Origin of the sequence: Burkholderia sp. 28_3 (assembly GCF_003253915.1) — a bacterium.
Lineage (GTDB): Bacteria > Pseudomonadota > Gammaproteobacteria > Burkholderiales > Burkholderiaceae > Burkholderia > Burkholderia cenocepacia.
On sequence record NZ_QKZF01000008.1, the window covers coordinates 76,631 to 95,982 of the forward strand.

Annotated in this window: 18 protein-coding genes; 10 read left to right on the forward strand and 8 right to left on the reverse strand. The window is 68.7% G+C overall.

Annotated elements, in window-relative coordinates:
• Nucleotides 1–62: 62 nt before the first annotated feature.
• On the reverse strand, nt 63–749 hold the full coding sequence (locus DFS13_RS18785) for a TetR/AcrR family transcriptional regulator (protein ID WP_080331943.1): 687 nt from the start codon (nt 747–749) through the stop codon (nt 63–65).
• A gap of 52 nt (nt 750–801) precedes the next feature.
• Here DFS13_RS18785 and shc point away from each other — a divergent pair, with 52 nt between their 5' ends.
• The gene (gene shc / locus DFS13_RS18790; RefSeq protein WP_048988563.1) at nt 802–2,841 is read left to right on the forward strand and encodes a squalene--hopene cyclase; all 2,040 of its coding nucleotides are present in this window, start codon (nt 802–804) and stop codon (nt 2,839–2,841) included.
• A gap of 67 nt (nt 2,842–2,908) precedes the next feature.
• On the opposite strand, the gene DFS13_RS18795 is transcribed toward shc, so the two are convergent.
• Entirely contained in the window at nt 2,909–3,823 is a 915-nt protein-coding gene (locus tag DFS13_RS18795) for a LysR substrate-binding domain-containing protein (protein ID WP_006497971.1), read from the reverse strand.
• 149 nt (nt 3,824–3,972) lie between these two features.
• Between DFS13_RS18795 and DFS13_RS18800 the strand changes: the two genes are divergently transcribed.
• The 5 genes from DFS13_RS18800 to DFS13_RS18820 all read left to right on the forward strand — a co-directional run bounded on the left by DFS13_RS18800 (nt 3,973) and on the right by DFS13_RS18820 (nt 8,698).
• Entirely contained in the window at nt 3,973–5,097 is a 1,125-nt protein-coding gene (locus DFS13_RS18800; protein ID WP_006497970.1) for an FAD-binding oxidoreductase, read from the forward strand.
• A complete protein-coding gene (locus tag DFS13_RS18805) occupies nt 5,090–5,389 on the forward strand; it encodes a (2Fe-2S)-binding protein (RefSeq protein ID WP_077056934.1) in 300 nt (99 codons plus the stop codon). Before DFS13_RS18800 ends, DFS13_RS18805 begins: the two co-directional genes overlap by 8 nt.
• Nucleotides 5,386–6,822 (forward strand): NAD(P)/FAD-dependent oxidoreductase, encoded by a 1,437-nt coding sequence (locus tag DFS13_RS18810; RefSeq protein WP_111441982.1) that lies wholly within the window; start codon nt 5,386–5,388, stop codon nt 6,820–6,822. The genes DFS13_RS18805 and DFS13_RS18810 overlap by 4 nt, the downstream gene beginning before the upstream one ends.
• 40 nt (nt 6,823–6,862) lie before the next feature.
• Nucleotides 6,863–7,645, forward strand: a complete 783-nt coding sequence (locus DFS13_RS18815) for an ABC transporter substrate-binding protein (protein WP_006485210.1) — start codon at nt 6,863–6,865, stop codon at nt 7,643–7,645.
• Nucleotides 7,646–7,756: 111 nt separating this feature from the next.
• On the forward strand, nt 7,757–8,698 hold the full coding sequence (locus tag DFS13_RS18820) for a LysR family transcriptional regulator (RefSeq protein ID WP_006497968.1): 942 nt from the start codon (nt 7,757–7,759) through the stop codon (nt 8,696–8,698).
• Here DFS13_RS18820 and DFS13_RS18825 read toward each other — a convergent pair.
• Together DFS13_RS18825 and DFS13_RS18830 are read right to left on the reverse strand one after the other, a co-directional pair.
• Nucleotides 8,691–9,005 carry an NIPSNAP family protein gene (locus tag DFS13_RS18825; RefSeq protein ID WP_006497967.1) on the reverse strand — a complete coding sequence of 105 codons (315 nt, stop codon included), beginning with the start codon at nt 9,003–9,005 and terminating at the stop codon, nt 8,691–8,693. The two genes, DFS13_RS18820 and DFS13_RS18825, sit on opposite strands and share 8 nt — an antisense overlap.
• 54 nt (nt 9,006–9,059) lie before the next feature.
• Nucleotides 9,060–10,223, reverse strand: coding sequence for an iron-containing alcohol dehydrogenase (locus DFS13_RS18830; protein ID WP_111441983.1), 1,164 nt, complete (start codon nt 10,221–10,223; stop codon nt 9,060–9,062).
• Between the two features lie 227 nt (nt 10,224–10,450).
• On the opposite strand from DFS13_RS18830, the gene DFS13_RS18835 reads away from it, so the two are divergent.
• On the forward strand, nt 10,451–11,767 hold the full coding sequence (locus tag DFS13_RS18835) for an MFS transporter (protein WP_006497965.1): 1,317 nt from the start codon (nt 10,451–10,453) through the stop codon (nt 11,765–11,767).
• Between the two features lie 103 nt (nt 11,768–11,870).
• On the opposite strand, the gene DFS13_RS18840 is transcribed toward DFS13_RS18835, so the two are convergent.
• Nucleotides 11,871–12,890 (reverse strand): aldo/keto reductase, encoded by a 1,020-nt coding sequence (locus DFS13_RS18840; RefSeq protein WP_077056932.1) that lies wholly within the window; start codon nt 12,888–12,890, stop codon nt 11,871–11,873.
• Nucleotides 12,891–12,991: 101 nt separating this feature from the next.
• On the opposite strand from DFS13_RS18840, the gene DFS13_RS18845 reads away from it, so the two are divergent.
• A complete protein-coding gene (locus DFS13_RS18845) occupies nt 12,992–13,903 on the forward strand; it encodes a LysR family transcriptional regulator (RefSeq protein WP_069352166.1) in 912 nt (303 codons plus the stop codon).
• A 60-nt stretch (nt 13,904–13,963) separates the two neighbouring features.
• On the opposite strand, the gene DFS13_RS18850 is transcribed toward DFS13_RS18845, so the two are convergent.
• Nucleotides 13,964–15,547 (reverse strand): aldehyde dehydrogenase (NADP(+)), encoded by a 1,584-nt coding sequence (locus tag DFS13_RS18850; protein WP_111441984.1) that lies wholly within the window; start codon nt 15,545–15,547, stop codon nt 13,964–13,966.
• A 281-nt stretch (nt 15,548–15,828) separates the two neighbouring features.
• On the opposite strand from DFS13_RS18850, the gene DFS13_RS18855 reads away from it, so the two are divergent.
• Nucleotides 15,829–16,797: a cyclase family protein gene (locus tag DFS13_RS18855; RefSeq protein WP_006497961.1), complete on the forward strand. Its 969-nt coding sequence runs from the start codon at nt 15,829–15,831 to the stop codon at nt 16,795–16,797.
• A gap of 63 nt (nt 16,798–16,860) precedes the next feature.
• Here DFS13_RS18855 and DFS13_RS18860 read toward each other — a convergent pair whose 3' ends face one another.
• Nucleotides 16,861–17,649: an SDR family oxidoreductase gene (locus DFS13_RS18860; RefSeq protein ID WP_111441985.1), complete on the reverse strand. Its 789-nt coding sequence runs from the start codon at nt 17,647–17,649 to the stop codon at nt 16,861–16,863.
• A gap of 231 nt (nt 17,650–17,880) precedes the next feature.
• Here DFS13_RS18860 and DFS13_RS18865 point away from each other — a divergent pair, with 231 nt between their 5' ends.
• Nucleotides 17,881–18,819 carry a LysR family transcriptional regulator gene (locus DFS13_RS18865; protein WP_006497959.1) on the forward strand — a complete coding sequence of 313 codons (939 nt, stop codon included), beginning with the start codon at nt 17,881–17,883 and terminating at the stop codon, nt 18,817–18,819.
• A gap of 116 nt (nt 18,820–18,935) precedes the next feature.
• On the opposite strand, the gene DFS13_RS18870 is transcribed toward DFS13_RS18865, so the two are convergent.
• Nucleotides 18,936–19,352 (reverse strand): SRPBCC family protein, encoded by a 417-nt coding sequence (locus DFS13_RS18870; RefSeq protein ID WP_048988552.1) that lies wholly within the window; start codon nt 19,350–19,352, stop codon nt 18,936–18,938.

The window sequence follows — 19,352 nt, forward strand, 5'->3', positions numbered from 1 at the left end:
ACGTCGAACCCCGCCGTCGCGCGACAGAATCTCGCCCGACGACATCGATCCCGTGCAGCGCATCACTTCGGAAACGCGCCCCTGCTCATCGTATCGAGCTGCCGGACGATTTCCGCGCGCAATTCGGCCGATATCTCGATGCTGTCGAGCAGTTCGGAAATCCACAACCCGTCGGCCGCGAGCCGGCAGATCATCAGCGTCGCGGCCTGCTCGAGCGGCACCGGGTCGGGCCGCGTCCATTCGCGCATCGGCACCGACCAGCGCGCGCGCGTGTCCTGCTCGGTGATCATCGACGCGACGAGCACGCGCAGCACGTCGGTACTCGCGGCCGGATTGGCGGCATCGAGCACCGCATGCAGATACGCACGCGCCGCCGCGCCGTCGCCGCCGGAATCCGCCGCCATCCGCGCGGCCATCTGCGCGCCGAACCGCTCGGTCGCCTGCCCGAACAGCGCATCCAGCAGCCCCTGCTTGTTCGCGAAGTGATATTGCAGCGCGCCTTTCGTCACGCCGGCACGCTCGGCCACCGCATCGAGCGTCAATGCGGCCACGCCGTGATGCGTCGCGATCTCCGATGCAGCCGCCAGCAATTGCGCGCGCACCTGGTCCGGCGCTTTTTTTCGCCGCACGCCGGCCACGGCGGCAGCCGGCAGCGCCGGTGATTCTTCAGGGGCCCGTGCGTCGGGCGCTCCGGCCGGTTCGACGGGCGCGGACACGTCGCGCGGCACGGGTTCGAGGCGTTTTTTCATGGTGCGGATGGTAGCACTGCACGTCTCGAGATAAACATTCCGGCTGGATGGTATGATCCGCCGCATGAACAAATCGGCCCCCTCTCCCTGGTCCACGCTCGACACTGCCATCGCCCGTGGACGCGACGCACTCGTGCGCCTTCAGCAGCCCGACGGCAGCTGGTGTTTCGAACTCGAATCCGACGCGACGATCACCGCGGAATACATCCTGATGATGCATTTCATGGACCGGATCGACGACGTGCGCCAGGAGAAGATGGCGCGCTACCTGCGTGCGAACCAGCGACTCGACACGCACGGCGCCTGGGATCTGTACGTCGACGGCGCGCCGGACGTGTCGTGCAGCGTGAAGGCGTACTTCGCGCTGAAGGCGGCCGGCGACAGCGAACAGGCGCCGCACATGATCCGCGCGCGCGACGCGATCCTGAAGCTCGGCGGCGCGGCGCGCTCGAACGTGTTCACCCGCATCCTGCTCGCGACGTTCGGCCAGGTGCCGTGGCGCGCGGCGCCGTTCATGCCGATCGAATTCGTGCTGTTCCCGAAGTGGGTGCCGATCTCGATGTACAAGGTCGCGTACTGGGCGCGCACGACGATGGTGCCGCTGCTGGTGCTGTGCTCGCTGAAGGCGCGTGCGCGCAATCCGCGCAACGTCTCGATCCGCGAGCTGTTCGTCACGCCGCCGGAACAGGAACGCCGCTACTTCCCGCCCGCGCGCGGCATGCGCCGGCTGTTCCTCGCGCTCGACCGCGCGGTGCGGCATATCGAGCCGCTGATGCCGAAGCGCCTGCGGCAGCGCGCGATCCGGCATGCGCAAGCGTGGTGCGCGGAACGGATGAACGGCGAGGACGGGCTCGGCGGCATCTTCCCGCCGATCGTCTACAGCTACCAGATGATGCAGGTGCTCGGCTACCCGGACGACCATCCGCTACGCCGCGATTGCGAAAACGCGCTGGAAAAGCTGCTGGTCACGCGGCCGGACGGCAGCGTGTATTGCCAGCCATGCCTGTCGCCGGTGTGGGATACCGCCTGGAGCACGATGGCGCTCGAGCAGGCGCGCGGTGTCGCGGCGCCGGAAACCGGCGAGACGGCTGCCGGCACGCTGCGCGAACTCGACGAGCGCATCGCACGCGCGTACGACTGGCTGGCCGCGCGGCAGGTGAACGACCTGCGCGGCGACTGGATCGAGAACGTCCCGGCCGACGTCGAACCGGGCGGCTGGGCGTTCCAGTACGCGAACCCGTACTACCCGGACATCGACGACAGCGCGCTCGTCACCGCGATGCTCGATCGCCGCGGCCGCACGCATCGCCACGCGGACGGCACGAATCCGTACGCGCCGCGCGTCGCACGCGCGCTCGACTGGATGCGCGGGCTGCAATCGCGCAACGGCGGCTTCGCGGCGTTCGACGCCGACTGCGACCGCATGTATCTGAACGCGATCCCGTTCGCCGATCACGGCGCGCTGCTCGACCCGCCCACCGAGGACGTATCGGGCCGCGTGCTGCTGTGCTTCGGCGTGACGAAGCGCGCGGAAGATCGCGCGTCGCTCGCGCGCTGCATCGACTACGTGAAGCGCACGCAACAGCCCGACGGCAGTTGGTGGGGGCGCTGGGGCACGAACTACCTCTATGGCACGTGGAGCGTGCTGGCCGGTCTCGCGCTCGCGGGCGAGGACAAGTCGCAGCCCTATATCGCCCGCGCGCTCGACTGGCTGCGCGCGCGGCAGCACGCGGACGGCGGCTGGGGCGAGACGAACGACAGCTACCTCGACCCGAAGCTGGCCGGCACGAACGGCGGCGAGAGCACGTCGAACTGCACCGCGTGGGCGCTGCTCGCGCAGATGGCGTTCGGCGACTGCGAATCCGATTCGGTGAAGCGCGGCATCGCGTATCTGCAGTCGGTGCAGCAGGAAGACGGCTTCTGGTGGCACCGCTCGCACAATGCGCCGGGCTTCCCGCGCATCTTCTACCTGAAGTATCACGGCTATACCGCGTACTTCCCGCTGTGGGCGCTCGCGCGTTATCGGCGGCTGGCGGGTGCTGCCGCGGCGCCCCCGGCCGCGGTGGCGGCCGCCGACACGGCGCTCGCCTGAGCGGTCGCTCGCCGCGGTGCGCCGACGCCCCCGGCGCGACCGCCGCGGCCATTCCTTCCCGGCCGGATCACCCGGCCCCCTGCTCCCGCATCCTGGCGAACGCGTCGCGCAAATCCGCGCAGAACGCGTCGCCGATCATCGACAGCGGCTGCGACGCGGACGTCACCAGATAGAAGTGATCGGGCACGGCCGGCTCGAACGGCTTGACGGCCACGCGCTGGCCCGCATACGCGGCCGTCACCGGATCGATCAGCGCGACGCCCGCGCCGTTCGCGACGAACGCGACGATCGTCTGCGACAGTTGCGCCTCGATCGACAGCACGCGCGACACGCCGGCTTCCACGAATACGCGATCGATCGCGCTGCGCGCCTCGAAGCTCGGCGGAAACGAGATGAACGCTTCGTCGCGCAGGTCGGCCGGCTGCACGACGCGCTTGCGGGCGAGCCGGTGCCCGCGCGGCACGATGCAGCACATCGCGGCTTCCGCGAGCCGCTCGCCACGCACCGCCGGGTGCGGGACGGGTTCCGCGATCAGCCCCACATCGCATTGCCCGGACGCGACCTTGTCGACGACGGTGGACGCGCTGTGCGCGAGCAGCGTGATGTCGACACCCGGATGCGCGTGCGAGAAACGCGTGACGAGCTCGGGCAGCAGATCGAGCGCGACGGCGGGCGAGCCGGCCACGCGCAGCGTGCCGCGCCGCATCGCGCGGATCTGCTCGGCGGCCTGCGCGACGCGGTCGAGCCCGACGAACGCGCGTTCGACCTCCTCGTACAGCACGCGCGCCTGCGCGGTCGGCGTGAAGCGCCCCTGCTGCCGCTCGAACAGCACGAAGCCGATCCGGTCCTCGAGATCGGCGATCAGCCGGCTCACGGCCGGCTGCGAGATATGGAGATCGCGTGCCGCGCGTGTGACGGTATGGCGCTGCATCACCGCGCGAAACGCTTCGATCTGACGAATCCTGAGCGAGGGCGTGGTCATAACACTGGATTATGGAGCGTTGATCAAGCTGTATTGGACAGCACATTTTGCCTGTCCGAACATCGGTTCCGCAACGTACTGAAAGCAAGGAGCCGCGCCGCCATGGGATATAACACGCAACCGCCTCACCCGCGACACCGGAGCCGCGCATGACCGTGCGCCGCTTCGACGTCGTCGTGGCCGGCGGCGGTCTCGTCGGCATGGCCATCGCGTGGGGCATCGCGCGTCTCGGCCAGCGAGTCGCGGTGTGCGACGGCGACGACATCGCGTTTCGCGCGGCGCGCGGCAATTTCGGGCTCGTGTGGGTGCAGGGCAAAGGCGGCCGCTGCGTGCCGTATGCGCGCTGGTCGCGCGAATCGTCCGAGCGCTGGCATGCGTTCGCCGCGCAGTTGCAGCGCGAAACCGGCGTGGATTGCGCGTTCGAACGCCCGGGCGGCATCGAGCTGTTCGAACACCGCGCGGAACTCGACGGCGCGACCGACCTGCTCGAATCGCTGCGCCGGCAGGAAGCCGCGCTGTCGTACGAGGTCCTCGATCCGGCGGCGCTGCGCCGGCGCATTCCGTCGGCGTCGCCGTCGCTGGCCGGCGCGCTGTGGTCGCCGAACGACGGTCACGCGAATCCGCTCTATACACTGCGCGCGATGCTGCAGGCGTTTCAGCGGTGCGGCGGTGTCTATCTGCCGCGCAGCGAGGTCAGCGAAATCCGCCCGCACGCGGGGCGCTTCGAGATCGACACGCGCCACGCACGGCTCGAAGCCGGGCGCGTGGTGCTCGCGGCCGGCCTCGACAACGCGCGGCTCGCGCCGATGGTCGACCTGCGCGCACCGATCTCGCCGTTGCGCGGCCAGATCATGGTCACCGAACGGCTCGCGCCGTTTCTCGACTATCCGACGCTCGTCGTCCGGCAGACGCCGGAAGGCTCGGTGCTGCTCGGCGACTCGGCCGAAGACGTCGGCTTCGACGACGGCCAGACGCGCCCGGCGATGGTCGACATCGCGCGTCGCGCACGCACCGCCTTCCCCGCGCTCGCGCATGCACGCATCGTGCGCGCGTGGGGCGCGCTGCGCATCATGACGCCCGACGGCCTGCCCGTCTACGAGGCGTCGACCACGCATCCCGGCGCGTTCATCGCGATCTGCCACAGCGGCGTGACGCTCGCGGCAACCCACGCCGATCTCGTCGCGCCGTGGATCGCCGGCGGCGCCGCGCCGGCCGACCTGTCCGCCTTTACCACCGCGCGCTTCGACGCGCCCACGGAAGCCCGGCATGTTTGAATCCCTCGTTCCCGCCGCCGCGACGCTCGAACGCGTGCGCATCCATATCGACGGCACGCCGCACGACGTGCCCGCGCAATACAGCGTCGCGGCCGCGATGCTCGCCGCCGGTTCGGCCGCGTGCCGCACGAGCGCCGTGAGCGGCGCGCCGCGCGGCCCGTTCTGCATGATGGGCGTGTGCTTCGACTGCCTCGTCGAAATCGACGGCGTCCCGAACGTGCAAGGCTGCATGACGCCCGTCGCCGAGGGCATGCAGGTGCGCGCGATGCACGGCAAGGCGAGGCTCGCATGACGCGCCGCCAGTGCGACCTGCTGATCGTCGGCGCCGGGCCGGCCGGGATGGCGGCAGCCATCGCCGCGCGCACGGCCGGCTTGTCGGTCGTCGTCGCGGACGAAGGCCGCGCGCCCGGCGGCCAGATCTACCGCAACGTGGCCGATGCGCCGGCGCCGCTCGCGCAATGGCTCGGCGCCGACTATACGGCCGGCCGGCCGCTCGTCGACGGCCTGCTCGCCAGCGGCGCGCATTACCTGCCGCGCAGCGTCGTGTGGCAGGTCGCGTTCGAACCGACACCCGTCGCGATGCTTACGCAGAGCGGCCCGTCGCGCGGCACGCTCGAAATCGGCGCGCGCGCGGTGCTGATCGCGACCGGCGCGCAGGAGCGGCCGTGGCCGGTGCCCGGCTGGACGTTGCCCGGCGTGATGGGCGTCGGCGCCGCGCAAACGCTGCTGAAAGCGTCGGGCCTCGCGCCGTCGGCCGACGCCGTGCTCGCGGGCAGCGGCCCGCTGCTGTGGCTGTTCGCCGCGCAATTGCTGAATGCGGGCCGGCGCGTGCGCGCGCTGGTCGATACGACACCGCGCGACGCGTGGCGCCGCGCGCTTCCCCATGCGCTGCCGGCACTGCGCGGCGTCAACTATCTGCTCAAGGGCTGGCGCATGCTGCGTGCGGTGCGCGACGCCGGGATTCCCGTCCATCGCGGCGCGACCGACATCCGCATCGACGGCGACGATCGCGCCGAACGCATCCGCTTTCGCGACGCGGAAGGCGTCGTACAAGCGCTCGACACGTCCCTCGTGCTGCTGCATCAGGGCGTCATTCCGTCGACGCAGCTCGCGCGCGCGCTCGGCTGCGCGCATGAATGGGACGAAGCGTCGGCATGCTGGCGCCCGCAGCGCGACGCGCGCGGCCGCAGCAGCGTGCCGCACGTCTGGATCGCGGGCGACGGCGCAGGGATCGGCGGCGCACAGGCGGCGGCACTCGCCGGCGAAGTGGCGGCGCTCGACATCGCCCGGCAACTCGGTGCGCTCGACGCGCAACGGCAGGCCGCACGCGAACGCCCGGTGCTGCGTGCATGGCGCCGCCATCTCGCGGTGCGCCCGCTGCTCGACGCGCTGTATACGCCGCCCGCCGCGCTGCGCCGCCCCGACGACGACACGATCGTGTGCCGCTGCGAGGAAGTCACGGCCGGCGAGATTCGCCAGCTCGCGGCGCTCGGCTGCCAGGGGCCGAACCAGATGAAGGCGTTTACGCGCTGCGGAATGGGTCCGTGCCAGGGGCGCTGGTGCGGCACGACGGTCGGCGAACTGATCGCCGACGTGCAGCAGCGCGGCGTCGGCGACGTCGGTCACTACCGGATCCGCGCGCCGATCAAGCCGGTCACCGTCGGCGAGATGGCCGACGCCCTCGAACTGTCGAACGATTTTCAGCGCGGCGAATTCCCGAGCTGACGCGCACGCCCACTCTTCCCCACACGAACGGAGCCAGACCATGAAGACGCGCCTCACGATTCTCCTTTCCGCCGCCGCGATGGCTGTCGCGTCGCTGGCGTCAGCGAAGGAATGGACGACCATCCGCATCGGTGTCGACCCGACCTACCCGCCGTTCGAGTCGACCGCGACCGACGGCAGCGTGAAGGGCTTCGACATCGACCTCGGCAACGCGCTGTGCGCGAAGCTGAATGCGAAATGCGTGTGGGTGTCGAGCAGCTTCGACGGGCTGATTCCGGGGCTGCAGGCGCGCAAGTTCGACGTGATCCTGTCGTCGATGGCCGCGACCGAACAGCGGCGCCAGCAGATCGACTTCACCGACCGCCTGTACCGCAACCAGACGCGGCTGATCGCGCGTACCGGGTCGGGGCTGCTGCCGGACGCGGCGAAGCTCGCCGGCAAGCGCGTCGCGGTCGAACAGGGCACGGTCCAGGAAACCTATGCGCGCGAGAAGTGGGCGGCCGCGAAGGTCGAGGTCGTGCCGTATCCGAGCTACGACCAGGCGTATGCGGATCTCGTCACCGGGCGCGTCGACGGCGTGCTGATGGATGCCGTGCAGGGCCAGCTCGGGTTCCTGGCGACGCCGCGCGGCAAGGGCTTCTCGTTCGCGGGCGGCGTGGTGTACGACGCGAAGATCATGGGTAACGGCGATGCGGCCGGCGTGCGCAAGGCCGACACCGACCTGCGTGACGCACTGAATCGCGCCATCGCGCAGATTCGCGGCGACGGCACGTACAACGCGATCCAGTCGAAGTATTTCGACTTCGACATGTACGGAAATTGACCGCATGCGCGGGTGATCCGAAGGCCGGAAAACCCGCGATTTCTTGGCGATCCTCAGGATCGTTTATGGGCCGGACGGGCTATAATGCGCGCTTTCGGTTTGGTCGTTGCCATGAAGCCGCTGGCCGTTCCCTCCCTCGCCAATATCGCGTCGCGCCTTCGCCTCAAGCAGCTCAAACTGCTGATCGCGCTCGAAAACCACGGTTCGCTGCACAAGGCCGCCGAAGAGATCGCGATCTCGCAGCCCGGCGCCACCAAGGTGCTGCGCGAGATCGAGGACATCCTCGGCATGCCGCTGTTCGAGCGGCAACCGAAGGGCCTCGTCGCGAACGACCTCGGCCGCTGCGTCACGCGCTACGCGCGCCTCATCTACAGCGACCTCGAACACCTGCACACCGAAGTCCTCGCGCTCACGCAGGGGCATGGCGGCCATCTCGCGGTCGGCGTCATCATGGGCGCGGTGCCGCTGCTCACGCGCGCGCTGACCGACCTGCGCCGCCGCCAGCCGAACCTGTCGGTCGAGATCGTCGAAGGCACCAGCGCGAGCCTGCTCGCGCTGATCGACGACGGCCGCATCGACCTCGCGATCTGCCGCAACGGCAACAGCCGCCGCCCGGAAGCGTATGACTACCTGCCGCTGAAATCCGAACCGCTCGCGGTCGTGACCGCGCGCACGCATGCGCTCGCCGGGCGCGACACGCTGACGCTGCGCGATCTCACCGATGCGGAATGGGTCGCGTATCCGGTCAACACGCCGATGCGGCTCGCGCTCGAACGCGCACTGGCCGACGCCGGCATCGAGGTGCCGCGCTATCCGATCGAAACCGCGTCGACGTTCGCGACGCTCACGCTGCTGCAGGCGGACCCCGAGCTGGTGGCCGTGATCCCGCGCGAAGTCGCCGAGTTCGGCGAGCGCTTCGGCCTGATTGCGTGCCTGCCCGTCGCGATCCCGGCGCTCGACGAGCCGTACGGCGTCGTCGCCCGTACCTTCGCGCACCTGTCGCCGGGTGCGCGCCTGCTCGTCGAAACGCTGCAAGGTCCCCTGCTTACCTGATCGGCGAGAACGCGGCCGGGCGCAGCAGCTTCGACTCCATCTTCTCGAGCATCGGGAACGCCTTCGGCACGAACTTCTCGAGCCAGTCCGGATCCTCGTACAGCGCGGTACGGCGCTTGATGCGATCGTCGAGGCTTTCGTATGCCCAGATGTGGACGACCTGGTTCAGTTCGCCGATTTCCGTGTACCACCAGCCGACCAGCGTCGCATAGCGGGAGATCACCGGCAGCCCTTCCTTCTCGAAGTGCCGCAGGTATTCGTTCATCTTGCCGATCTGGACCGTGTAGGTCCGCATTTCGTAATACATGACTGCTCCTGGTTGAATCGATTCGGGTAATCGCACTTCGCGCGGGTCGCGCGATCAGAGTTCGCCGCCGTACGCGGCGCGGATGATGCCTTCGACGTCGCGCGCGGTCGTCAGCCGCGGGTTGACCAGCACGTTGCCGCTGCGCATCGAGTCGGCCACCATCTGCGGCAGGTGCGCGAGATCGACGCCGAGCTCGCGGATGTTCGACGGAATCGCGAGCGCGCGATTGAGTTCGACGATCTGCTCGACCAGTGCGCGCGCGGCCGTTTCCGCATCGACGCCGGTCACGTTGCCGCCGAGCGCTGCCGCGATGTCGCGATACAGCGCCGGGCAGGCCGGCCGGTTGAATTCGATCACGTACGGCAGCAGCGCCGCGTTCGCGATGCCGTGCGCGATGTTGAACACGCCGCCCATCGTGTGCGAGATCGCGTGCACGTTGCCGAGCTTCGACTGCGAAAACGCGACGCCGGCCAGGAACGAGCCGAGCAGCATGTCCTCGCGCGCCGCGAGATCGGAGCCGACGTAGAACGCGTTGCGCAGGCTGCGCCCGATCAGGCGGATCGCGCCCAGCGCGAGCGACTGGCTCACCGGGTTCGCCTGCTTCGACACATACGATTCGATCGCATGCGTCAGCGCGTCCATGCCGGTGGCCGCGGTGATCGCGGCCGGCAGCTTCAGCGTGAGCTCCGCGTCGAGGATCGCGAGCTTCGGGAACAGCTTGTGGCTGACGATCACGGTCTTGAACAGCGTTTCCTGGTTCGTGAACACCGTCGACGCCGTGCATTCGCTGCCGGTGCCCGACGTGGTCGGGATCGCGAAGATCGGCAGCGGTTCGTCCGGGATCTTGTTGTAGCCCTCGTAGTCGAGAATCGTGCCGCCGTTGGTGGCCATCGCGGCCACACCCTTCGCCGTGTCGATGCTGCTGCCACCGCCGACGCCGATCACGGCGGTGCAGCGATGCTCCTTCAGGAACGTCAGCGCGCTGTCGAGCACGGCCGTGCTCGGGTTCGCCTCGACGCCCGAGAAGATTTCGTAGGCGACGTCCGCGTCGCGCAGCGATGCGAAGAATCCTTCGAGCACGCCGCTCTTGATCAGGCCTTCGTCGGTCACGACCAGCAGCTTGCCGCTGAACAGCGGCTTCAGCAGTTCGCCGGCCTGCCGCGCGAGGCCGTTGCCGAATTTCAGCGTGGTGGGAAAGAAATATTGGAATGGGCTCATGGTGCTTTCTCCGTGTGAAGTCTCCGCACCGAACACTACAAGCGGCCGATTGCCGCCGGTAATGAAAAAACCGGATCGCCCGATAACGTCCGCTTATTCCCCGCGCGCCGCGCCGTTTGGTTATCACGCGATCACGAAGCGTCATTAGGCAAGACGCGGCCATGCCCCTACAGTCGCTGCACGGCGACGATGCCATCGCCCCCGCAACCATAACGACGGAGACACGCATGCCCCCCTCGACTTCCCCCGCCGTCCCGGCCGCCGCGCCGACTTCGCTCGACGCGGCGGCGCGGCCGACCAACGTCCGCTGGCGCATCTTCCTGCTCATGCTGCTGCTGGTCGCGATCAACTACATCGACCGCGCGTCGCTGTCGGTCGCGATGCCGCTGATCGCACCGGAATTCAACCTGTCGCCGGCGCTCGAAGGGCTGATGCTGAGCGCGTTCTTCTGGTCGTACGCGCTGATGCAGATCCCGGTCGGCGTGATGCTCGACCGCTATCACACGCGCGGCATCATCGCGACCGCGACGCTCGCATGGGGCGCGTTCCAGGCGCTCGGCGCGGCATCGCACAACTGGATCCTGCTGATGCTCACGCGCATGGGCCTCGGCTTCTCCGAATCGCCGGTGTTCCCGGCCGGCGCGAAGCTGATCGGCACGTGGCTGACGCCGCACGAACGCGGCCGCGGCGCGGTGCTGGTCGACGGCGGCGCGCCGCTCGGCAGCGCGCTCGGCGCGATCCTGATTTCCGGGCTGATCGCGTGGTTCGGATCGTGGCGCATCGCGTTCGTGATCGCGGGCGTCGGCACGATGCTGGTGGGCGTGCTCGTATGGCGCTACATCCGCAACCATCCGTCCGAGCATCCGGGCGTGAATGCGGCCGAGCTCGAACACATCACGCGCGCGAATGCGCCGACGCAAACCACGGGCGAACGCGTGCCGCTGCGCGAACTCGTGAAGGATCGCTCGGTGCTCGCGATGTTCGCCGGCTACAGCTGCATCCTCGCGGTGTTCTACGGGCTGCTGACGTGGATGCCGAGCTACCTGCACAAGACCTACGGCTTCAACATCGCGACGACGGGCGGCGCGACCTTCATCATCTTCATGTCGGGCTTCGTCGGCGAACTGATCGGCGGCACCATCGGCGATCGCTGGAAGGCGTCGGGCGCGTCGCCGAACCTGGTGATGCGCACGATGTTCAGCGGCTCTTCGCTGATCGCGGCCGCGTGCATCCTCGCGGCGGCCTATATCGCGAACGCAAACGCCGTGGTGCTGCTGCTGAGCATCGCGATGTTCTTCATCCGCTTCTGCGGGATGTACTGGAGCCTGCCGGCGATCGTCGGCGGCCCGGAACGCGCCGGCGTGCTCGGCGGCACGATGAACTTCTGCGGCAGCATGGTCGGCGTCGTGGTGCCGATCCTGATCGGCGTGATCGTCCAGTGGTCGGGCTCGTACTTCCTCGCGCTGCTGTTCTTCGTCGCGATGGCCGTGCTGATCGCGGTGTTCTCCAGCCTGATCGATTACCGGCCGCGCACGCACGGCTGACGGTCACGCAGCCGAGCTTTCCTTCTGCCGAAACGACGAGGCCCGCGCGAGCGGGCCTCGTCGCGTCGTCAGCGGCCAGACGGACTCGGCGGCTCTGACGGAATCAACGATCGATCGGCAGCGGCGCATCGGCCGCGACGAGCTGCTGCTCGCGCATCTCGCGCCAGAAATCGGCGGGGATCTCGAACGTCAGCGCCGCGACATCTTCCGCGATGCGCTCCGGGCGGCTCGCGCCCGGAATCACCGCGGCCGTCGCCGGATGCGCGAGCACGAACTGCAGCGCGGCGGCCTTGACCGGCACGTCGTGGCGCGCGGCGATCGCGTTGATCCGCTCGACCTTCGCGACGACCTCGGGCGGCGCCTTCCGGTATTCGAAGTGCGCGCCGCCGACGAGCACGCCCGAGCTGTACGGGCCGCCGACGACGATCCCGACGTGACGGGCCGCGGCGGCCGGCATCACGCGCTGCAGCGCGCGTTCGTGATCGAGCAGCGTGTAGCGGCCGGCCAGCAGCATGCCGTCCGGTTGCGGTTCGGCGAGGTCGAGCAGCAACTCGATCGGCTCGACACGGTTCACGCCGAGGCCCCACGCGCCGATCACGCCTTCCTCGCGCAGCTTGCCCAGTACGCGAAATGCGCCCTTGCGCGCCACCTCGAACTGCGCGAGCCATTCGTCGCCGTAGATGTCCTGCGCGACGTCGTGCACCCACACGACGTCGAGACGATCGGTGCGCAGCCGCTTCAGGCTGTCCTCGATCGAGCGCAGCGTCGCGTCGGCCGAGTAGTCGCTCACCAGCCGGTTCGCGCGGCCGTGCGCGAAGATCCCGCTCTTCTCGCCGTAGTCGCGGGTGGCCGCTTCCTCCAGATCGTCGAGCACGATGCGGCCCACCTTCGTGCTGATGAAGTAGTCGTCGCGGCGCCGGCCGGCCAGCGCGTCGCCGAGACGCGCTTCCGCGAGCCCCGCGCCATACGACGGCGCGGTGTCGAAGTAGCGGATGCCGCGTGCCCACGCGGCTTCGACGGTCGCGTGCGCTTCCGCGTCGGGAATGTCGCGGAACATGTTGCCGAGCGGCGCCGCGCCGAAACCGAGCCGGTTGTCGGCGGGCAGCGTGTCGTTGAGAGCCATGCGTTTCTCCGGATGGGACAGGAAAGTGCGCCCAGTCTAGGTTGCATGAATAAGTCTGTCCAAGACATAATTCATCACACTTGAGTCCCATAAGGTCTTACATGCTCGACATCCGCCAGCTTCAATATTTCATCGCGGTCGCGGAAGAGGAACACGTCGGCCGCGCGGCCGAACGCCTGCACATTTCGCAGTCGCCGCTCAGCCGCCAGATCGCGCAGCTCGAGGAAAAGCTCGGCCTGACGCTGTTCGAACGCAGCCAGCAGCGCATTCGTCTGACGCGTGACGGGCGCACGTTCCTCAGCGAAGCGCATGCGTTCCTGCGCCATGCGAACCGGCTCGAATCGCTCGCGCGCCGGCTCGGTCGCGGCGACGAAGGCGGTCTGTGCATCGGCTATCTGGAAACGGCCACGCACTCGGGCGTGCTGCCGCGCGCGCTGAAAACGCTGCGCGCGGAGCGCCCGTCGGTGCATATCGCGCTGTACAACTATCCCTGCGCCGCGCAGCTCGAAGGCCTGCGCGAACGCAGCCTCGACATCGCGCTCGTGACCGAGCCGCCCGCACCGGACGATCCCGAACTCGATTCGACGATGGTGCTGAACGATCCGATGCTGCTCGCGCTGCCCGACGGGCATCCGCTCGCGAAGAAGAAGACGCTGGTCGCCGACGATCTTGCCGCGCAGGCGTGGATCGGCGTCACGCAGCAGGAAAGCGCGCCGCGGCACGGCGCGTTCGTCGCGGCCTGTGCGAAGGCCGGTTTTTCGCCGGACATCTCGGTGGAAGCGACCGAGCCGCTCGCCGCGCTCGGGCTCGTCGCCGCCGGGCTCGGCGTGACGATGATCCAGCAAAGCCTGCGTCACCAGGTGCCGGAAGGCGTCGTGCTGCGCGAGCTGCCGTGGTTCAGCTACCGCACGCCGCTGTGGGCCGCGTGGCACAAGGTCAACCTGCGCCCGCTGGTGGGCATCTTCCGCGAGATCCTGACCGGCGAGGAGATCGTCGCGGCAGTCGGCAAATAAGGCCGTGAAAACGCGGGGCGCCGGTGCGTCGCGACGCCCCGCCTGCCATTCGCTCGCCGCTTACCGCGCGAGCGTGAGCTTGCCGTCGAGCAGGCGGTTCAGCGCCCACGGGTTGCTCGTTCGCAATGCGTCGGGAAGCAGCGCATCCGGCATGTCCTGATAGCTGACCGGCCGCAGGAAGCGGCGGATCGCGAGGCTGCCGACCGACGTCGAACGCCCGTCCGCGGTAGACGGATACGGGCCGCCGTGCACCATCGCATGCGCGACCTCGACGCCGGTGCCGAAGCCGTTGACCAGGACGCGGCCCGCGCGCCGCTCCAGCGCCGGGAGGAATCGGCGCGCGTCCGCGTAATCGGCTTCGTCGAGATGAATCGCCGCCGTCAGTTGCCCTTCCAGCGACTCGACCAGCGCGAGCATCGTGTTCAGGTCCGGACACCGAACGATCAGCGACGCCGCGCCGAAAATCTCCTCGTGCAATGCCTTCGATTCGCGGAATGCGTCGGCGCTCGTCACGAACAGCGCGCCCTGCCCCTGGTTCGCACCGGCAGGCGCCTGGGCGCGCGCGACGGTCCGCACCTGAGGATGCTGCGCGAACACCGCGACCGCACGCTCGAACGCCTGGTGAATACCGGGCGTGAGCATCGTCGCGGCCGGCGCCTGCGCGAGCCGCCCGGCCGCCGCCGCGACGAAGCGTTCGAGCGCCGGCCCTTCCACCGCGAAGATCAGCCCGGGGTTCGTGCAGAACTGGCCGGCACCGAGCGTCAGCGACTGCACGAATGCCTGCGCGATCGCGTCGCCGCGTTGTTCCAGCGCGTGCGGGAACAACAGCACGGGGTTGATGCTGCTCATCTCCGCATAGACGGGGATCGGTTCGGGCCGCGCGTTCGCGATCGCGATCAGTTCGGTCCCCGCATGGCGCGAACCGGTGAAGCCGACCGCCTTGATGCGGCGGTCGCGCACGAGCCCCTGGCCGATTTCAAGGCCGCTGCCGAACAGCAGCGAGAACGTGCCTTCCGGCATCCCGCATGCTTTCACGGCCTGCTGCACGGCCATCCCGACGAGTTCCGACGTGCCGGGGTGCGCCGAGTGCGCCTTCACGATCACCGGGCAGCCGGCCGCGAGCGCGGACGCCGTATCGCCGCCCGCCACCGAGAACGCGAGCGGGAAGTTGCTCGCGCCGAATACCGCGACCGGGCCGACGCCGACATGACGCAGGCGCAGATCGGGGCGCGGCGCGGGTTGGCGTTCCGGCTGCGCCGGATCGATGCGCGCTTCGAGGTAGTCGCCCGCGCGCACCACGCCGGCGAACAGGCGCAACTGGCCGACCGTGCGGCCGCGCTCGCCTTCGACACGCGCGCGCGGCAGGCCCGATTCGGCGACGCAGCGCTCGACCAGCGCATCGCCGAGCGCGAGGATGTTCGCCGCGATCGCTTCGAGAAACTGCGCGCGTGCTTCGGGCGGGGTCTCGCGATACGCGTCGAAGGCCGCCCAGGCCAGCGCGCACGCTTCGTCGAGATCGACGACGGTCGCGCCGCCGAAAGCCGGCTCCATGCGTTCGCCGCTCGCCGCGTCGATCGCATACGTGACGCCCTGGGTGCCGCGCCGCGCGCGCTGACCGATCAGCAAGTTGCCTGCGATGTTCATTTCCGTTTCCTGTGTGGATCAATCGACTGGATGCGTTGGCGTCGACGCGCATGCGGCGCCGCCACGATCGACCACGATGGTTTCAAACCCGCCCGACCCGCGTCAATACTTCGCGCATGACAGCTTTTCATAGCGCTATGAGCGGCTCTCAATACCGGATGCGCGGCGCGATTTCTATACTGGTCCGACGTCGCGCCGCACCGGGCGCGCCCGTCCGATGCCGAATGCCCGCACGGCAAACCGCCCCCGGGTTCGCGTCGATCACAACGATGGAGACGAACATGTGTGTGCAGAAACCGGCCGATGGCCCCGACGTCAAGCGCCTGCTCGACGGCCTGCCGACCAACTGGGGCAAGTGGGGCCCCGACGATGAAGTCGGCGCGCTGAATTATCTGCAATCCGAACAGGTGATGCGCGGCATCGCCGCCGTTCGCCAGGGCCGCACCTTCACGCTGCAGGTGGACATCGGCCACGCGAAGGGCGAGCCGCTGTTTCCGGGCCGGCGCCCGTCGATGCGGATGAACGTGCTCGACAAGGGCCATTTCCTCGCGGGCAAGGCGCACTTCGACGGCAACGTCGAATACGCGGACGACGTGATCTTCATGCACGTGCAGGGCTCGACGCAGTGCGACGCGCTCGGGCACGTGTGGTACGACGATACGCTGTGGAACGGCTACGACGCGCTGAGCACGGTCGGCGGCCTCGAACGCGCGAGCATCCTGCCGATCGCCGAGCGCGGTATCGCGGGCCGCGCGGTGCTGATCGACATCGCGCGCCATCGCAACAAGCGCGTGCTCGACAAGGGCGAGACGTTCGATCATCACGACCTGCTCGACGCGGCGCGCGCGCAGAACGTGACGATCGAGCCGCGCGACATCCTGCTGATCCGCACCGGCTGGATCGGATCGTTCTACGAGCGCGACGAAGCCGAGTTCTATCGCGACTACGTCGAGCCGGGGCTCACGTTCAGCCGCGAGCTCGTCGAATGGTTCCGCGAGATGGAGATTCCGAACCTCGTCACCGATACGATGGGCAACGAAGTGACGGTCGACCCCGTGTCGGGCGTGATGATTCCGCTACACAACGCGCTGATGCGCAACCTCGGCGTCGTGTTCACCGAGGTCGTGCTGCTCGATGCGCTCGCCGAAGATTGCGCGCGCGACGGCCAGTGGCAATTCCTGTACACGGCCGCGCCGCTGAAGATCGTCGGCGGCACCGGTGCGCCGGTCAATCCGCTGGTGATCAAGTAACGCGGGCAAGCCATGCCCGGGCGCACCGTGCGGCCCGGGCATCCCGCGACGGACGCCGCGCGCTCAGAACGTGCCCGGATATGCGCCGCCGTCGAGCAGCACGTTCTGCCCGGTCAGGTAACCGGCGTGCGCGCTGCACAGGAACGCGCAGACCGCGCCGAATTCGTCGGCCGTGCCGAAACGCCCGGCCGGCACGTTGCGGCGCTTCGCTTCACGCGTCGCTTCGTAGTCCGCCCCTTCTGCCTGCGCGGACGCTTCGGTCGCCTTCTTCAGACGGTCGGTATCGAACAGCCCCGGCAGCAGGTTGTTGATCGTCACGTTGCGCGCCGCGATGCGCTTCTGCCGCGCGATGCCCGCGATGAAGCCGGTCAGCCCCGTGCGGGCGCCGTTCGACAGGCCGAGCACGTCGATCGGCGCTTTCACGGCGCTCGACGTGATGTTGACGATGCGCCCGAAGCCGCGCTCGGTCATCCCGTCGACGGTCGCCTTGATCAGCTCGATCGCCGTCAGCATGTTCGCGTCGAGCGCCGCGATCCAGTCGTCGCGCGTCCATTCGCGGAAATCGCCTGGCGGCGGGCCGCCCGCGTTGTTCACGAGGATGTCGACTTGCGGCGCGGCCGCGAGCGCCGCCGTGCGGCCCGCGCTCGTCGTGATGTCGCCGGCCACCGCCACCACCGTGACGGCCGGGTTGAGCGCGCGCAGTTCGCGGGCGGTCGCGTCGAGCGCGTCGCTGCCGCGCGCGGTGATCACGACGTTCACGCCCTCGGCGACGAGCGCCTGCGCGCACCCCTTGCCCAGCCCCTTGCTGGCCGCGCAAACCAGCGCCCAGCGGTCTTCGATGTTCAGATCCATGTGTGCTTCGCTCCTGGCATCCAGCGCGTGTCGTCCGGGTGCGACCGCAATCGACACGGCAATAAGTTCAAGTTATAGTGAGTGCGCCCGCTTTCCGCCGCACGCCGGCGGCATCCCGGTTCACCCATCCAAAAACGGCTTGATAAAAAGGCTCGACGGGCCAGCATAAGGAATCACAGTCGTCGAGACAATTGACGGGACGTGATACCGGTATAACTTTTCGTCACATCCATGACCCCGCCGCTTCACTCCATCATTTCCCGCCTTCACCTGAAGCAGCTGCGCCTGCTGATCGCGCTCGCCGACCAGGGCTCGCTGCTCAAGGCCGCGCAGCAGGTCGCGCTCACGCAGCCGGGCGCGAGCAAGGCGCTGCAGGAGATCGAGACGACCTTCGGCACGCCGCTGTTCAATCGCACCAACCGCGGGCTCGAACCGACCGAGGTCGGCGATTGCGTGATCCGCTACGCGCGGCTGATTCATACCGATCTCGCACATCTGCGCGAGGAAATCGTCGGCATCCTGCGCGGACATGGCGGGCGCGTGAGCGTCGGCGTGATCATGGGCGCGGTGCCGCGGCTGACCGATGCGATCTCGACGCTCGTCGCACGCCATCCGGAGATGTCCGTCGAGATCGTCGAGGACACCAGCGAAGCGCTGCTGAGCGAGATCGACGCAGGCCGGCTCGATCTTGCAATCTGCCGCACGACGATCAGCCGCACGCCACAGCTCTACGACAGCGTGAAGCTGCAGGACGAGACGCTCGCGGTGGTCGCGAACGTGCGCCATCCGCTCAAGGGCGCAAAGAAGCTCGCGCTGCGCGACCTCGCCGAATACAGGTGGGTCGTGTATCGCGCGAACATGCCGATGCGGCTGCTCCTGGAACGCGAATTCCTCGAAGCCGACATCCGCTTTCCGCCGCATCTGCTCGAAACGACGTCGGCATTCGCGACGCTCGCGCTGTTGCAGGGCAATCCGTCGTTCGTCGCGCTGGTGTCGATCGACGTCGCCGAATTCTTCGCGCGGCACGACATGACGCGCATCCTGCCGCTGCGGATCGGTTCGCGCAGCGAGCCTTACGAACTCGTCACGCGCAAGGGCGCGCCGATCTCGCCGGGCGCGCGGCTGCTGATCGACGAGCTGCACGCCGATGGCGGCGGCCCGTCGGTGTAGAACCACGCCGACGCGCTCACACCTGCGCCCACACCTGCGCCGCAGGCGACACCCGCGGCGAAGGCGTGGCGGGAGCCGGACGCCCCGCCTCCGTCACACGATGCGACGTGTCGCCGTCAGGCCACCGCGAAGCGCTTCGCCAGTTCCGCGAGGCCGTCTTCGTAGATGCCGCGGAACAGCCGGATCGTTTCGTCGTCGGTCGCGCCGTGCGGCGTGAACGTGCCGGACCACTCGACCTTCGACGCGTTCGGGCCGTTCTCGCGCACGCGCAGCGTGGAGCGATAGTTCACGACCGGAAACGGTGCTTCGAGGATCGCGTACGTATAGCTGCGCTCCGCTTCGTCGAACGCAACCAGCCGCTCGACGATCGCATCGCCCGCCGGATTCGCGAGACGCCGCACGCGCCCGCCCTCGCTCAGCTCGCTGGCCGGAATGTACGACAGCCAGTCGGGCAGCGACCCGAAGCCGCCGATCAGTTGCCAGACCGTGTCGGCCGAAGCCGCGATCTCGATACTTGCATGTGCCTGTACCAT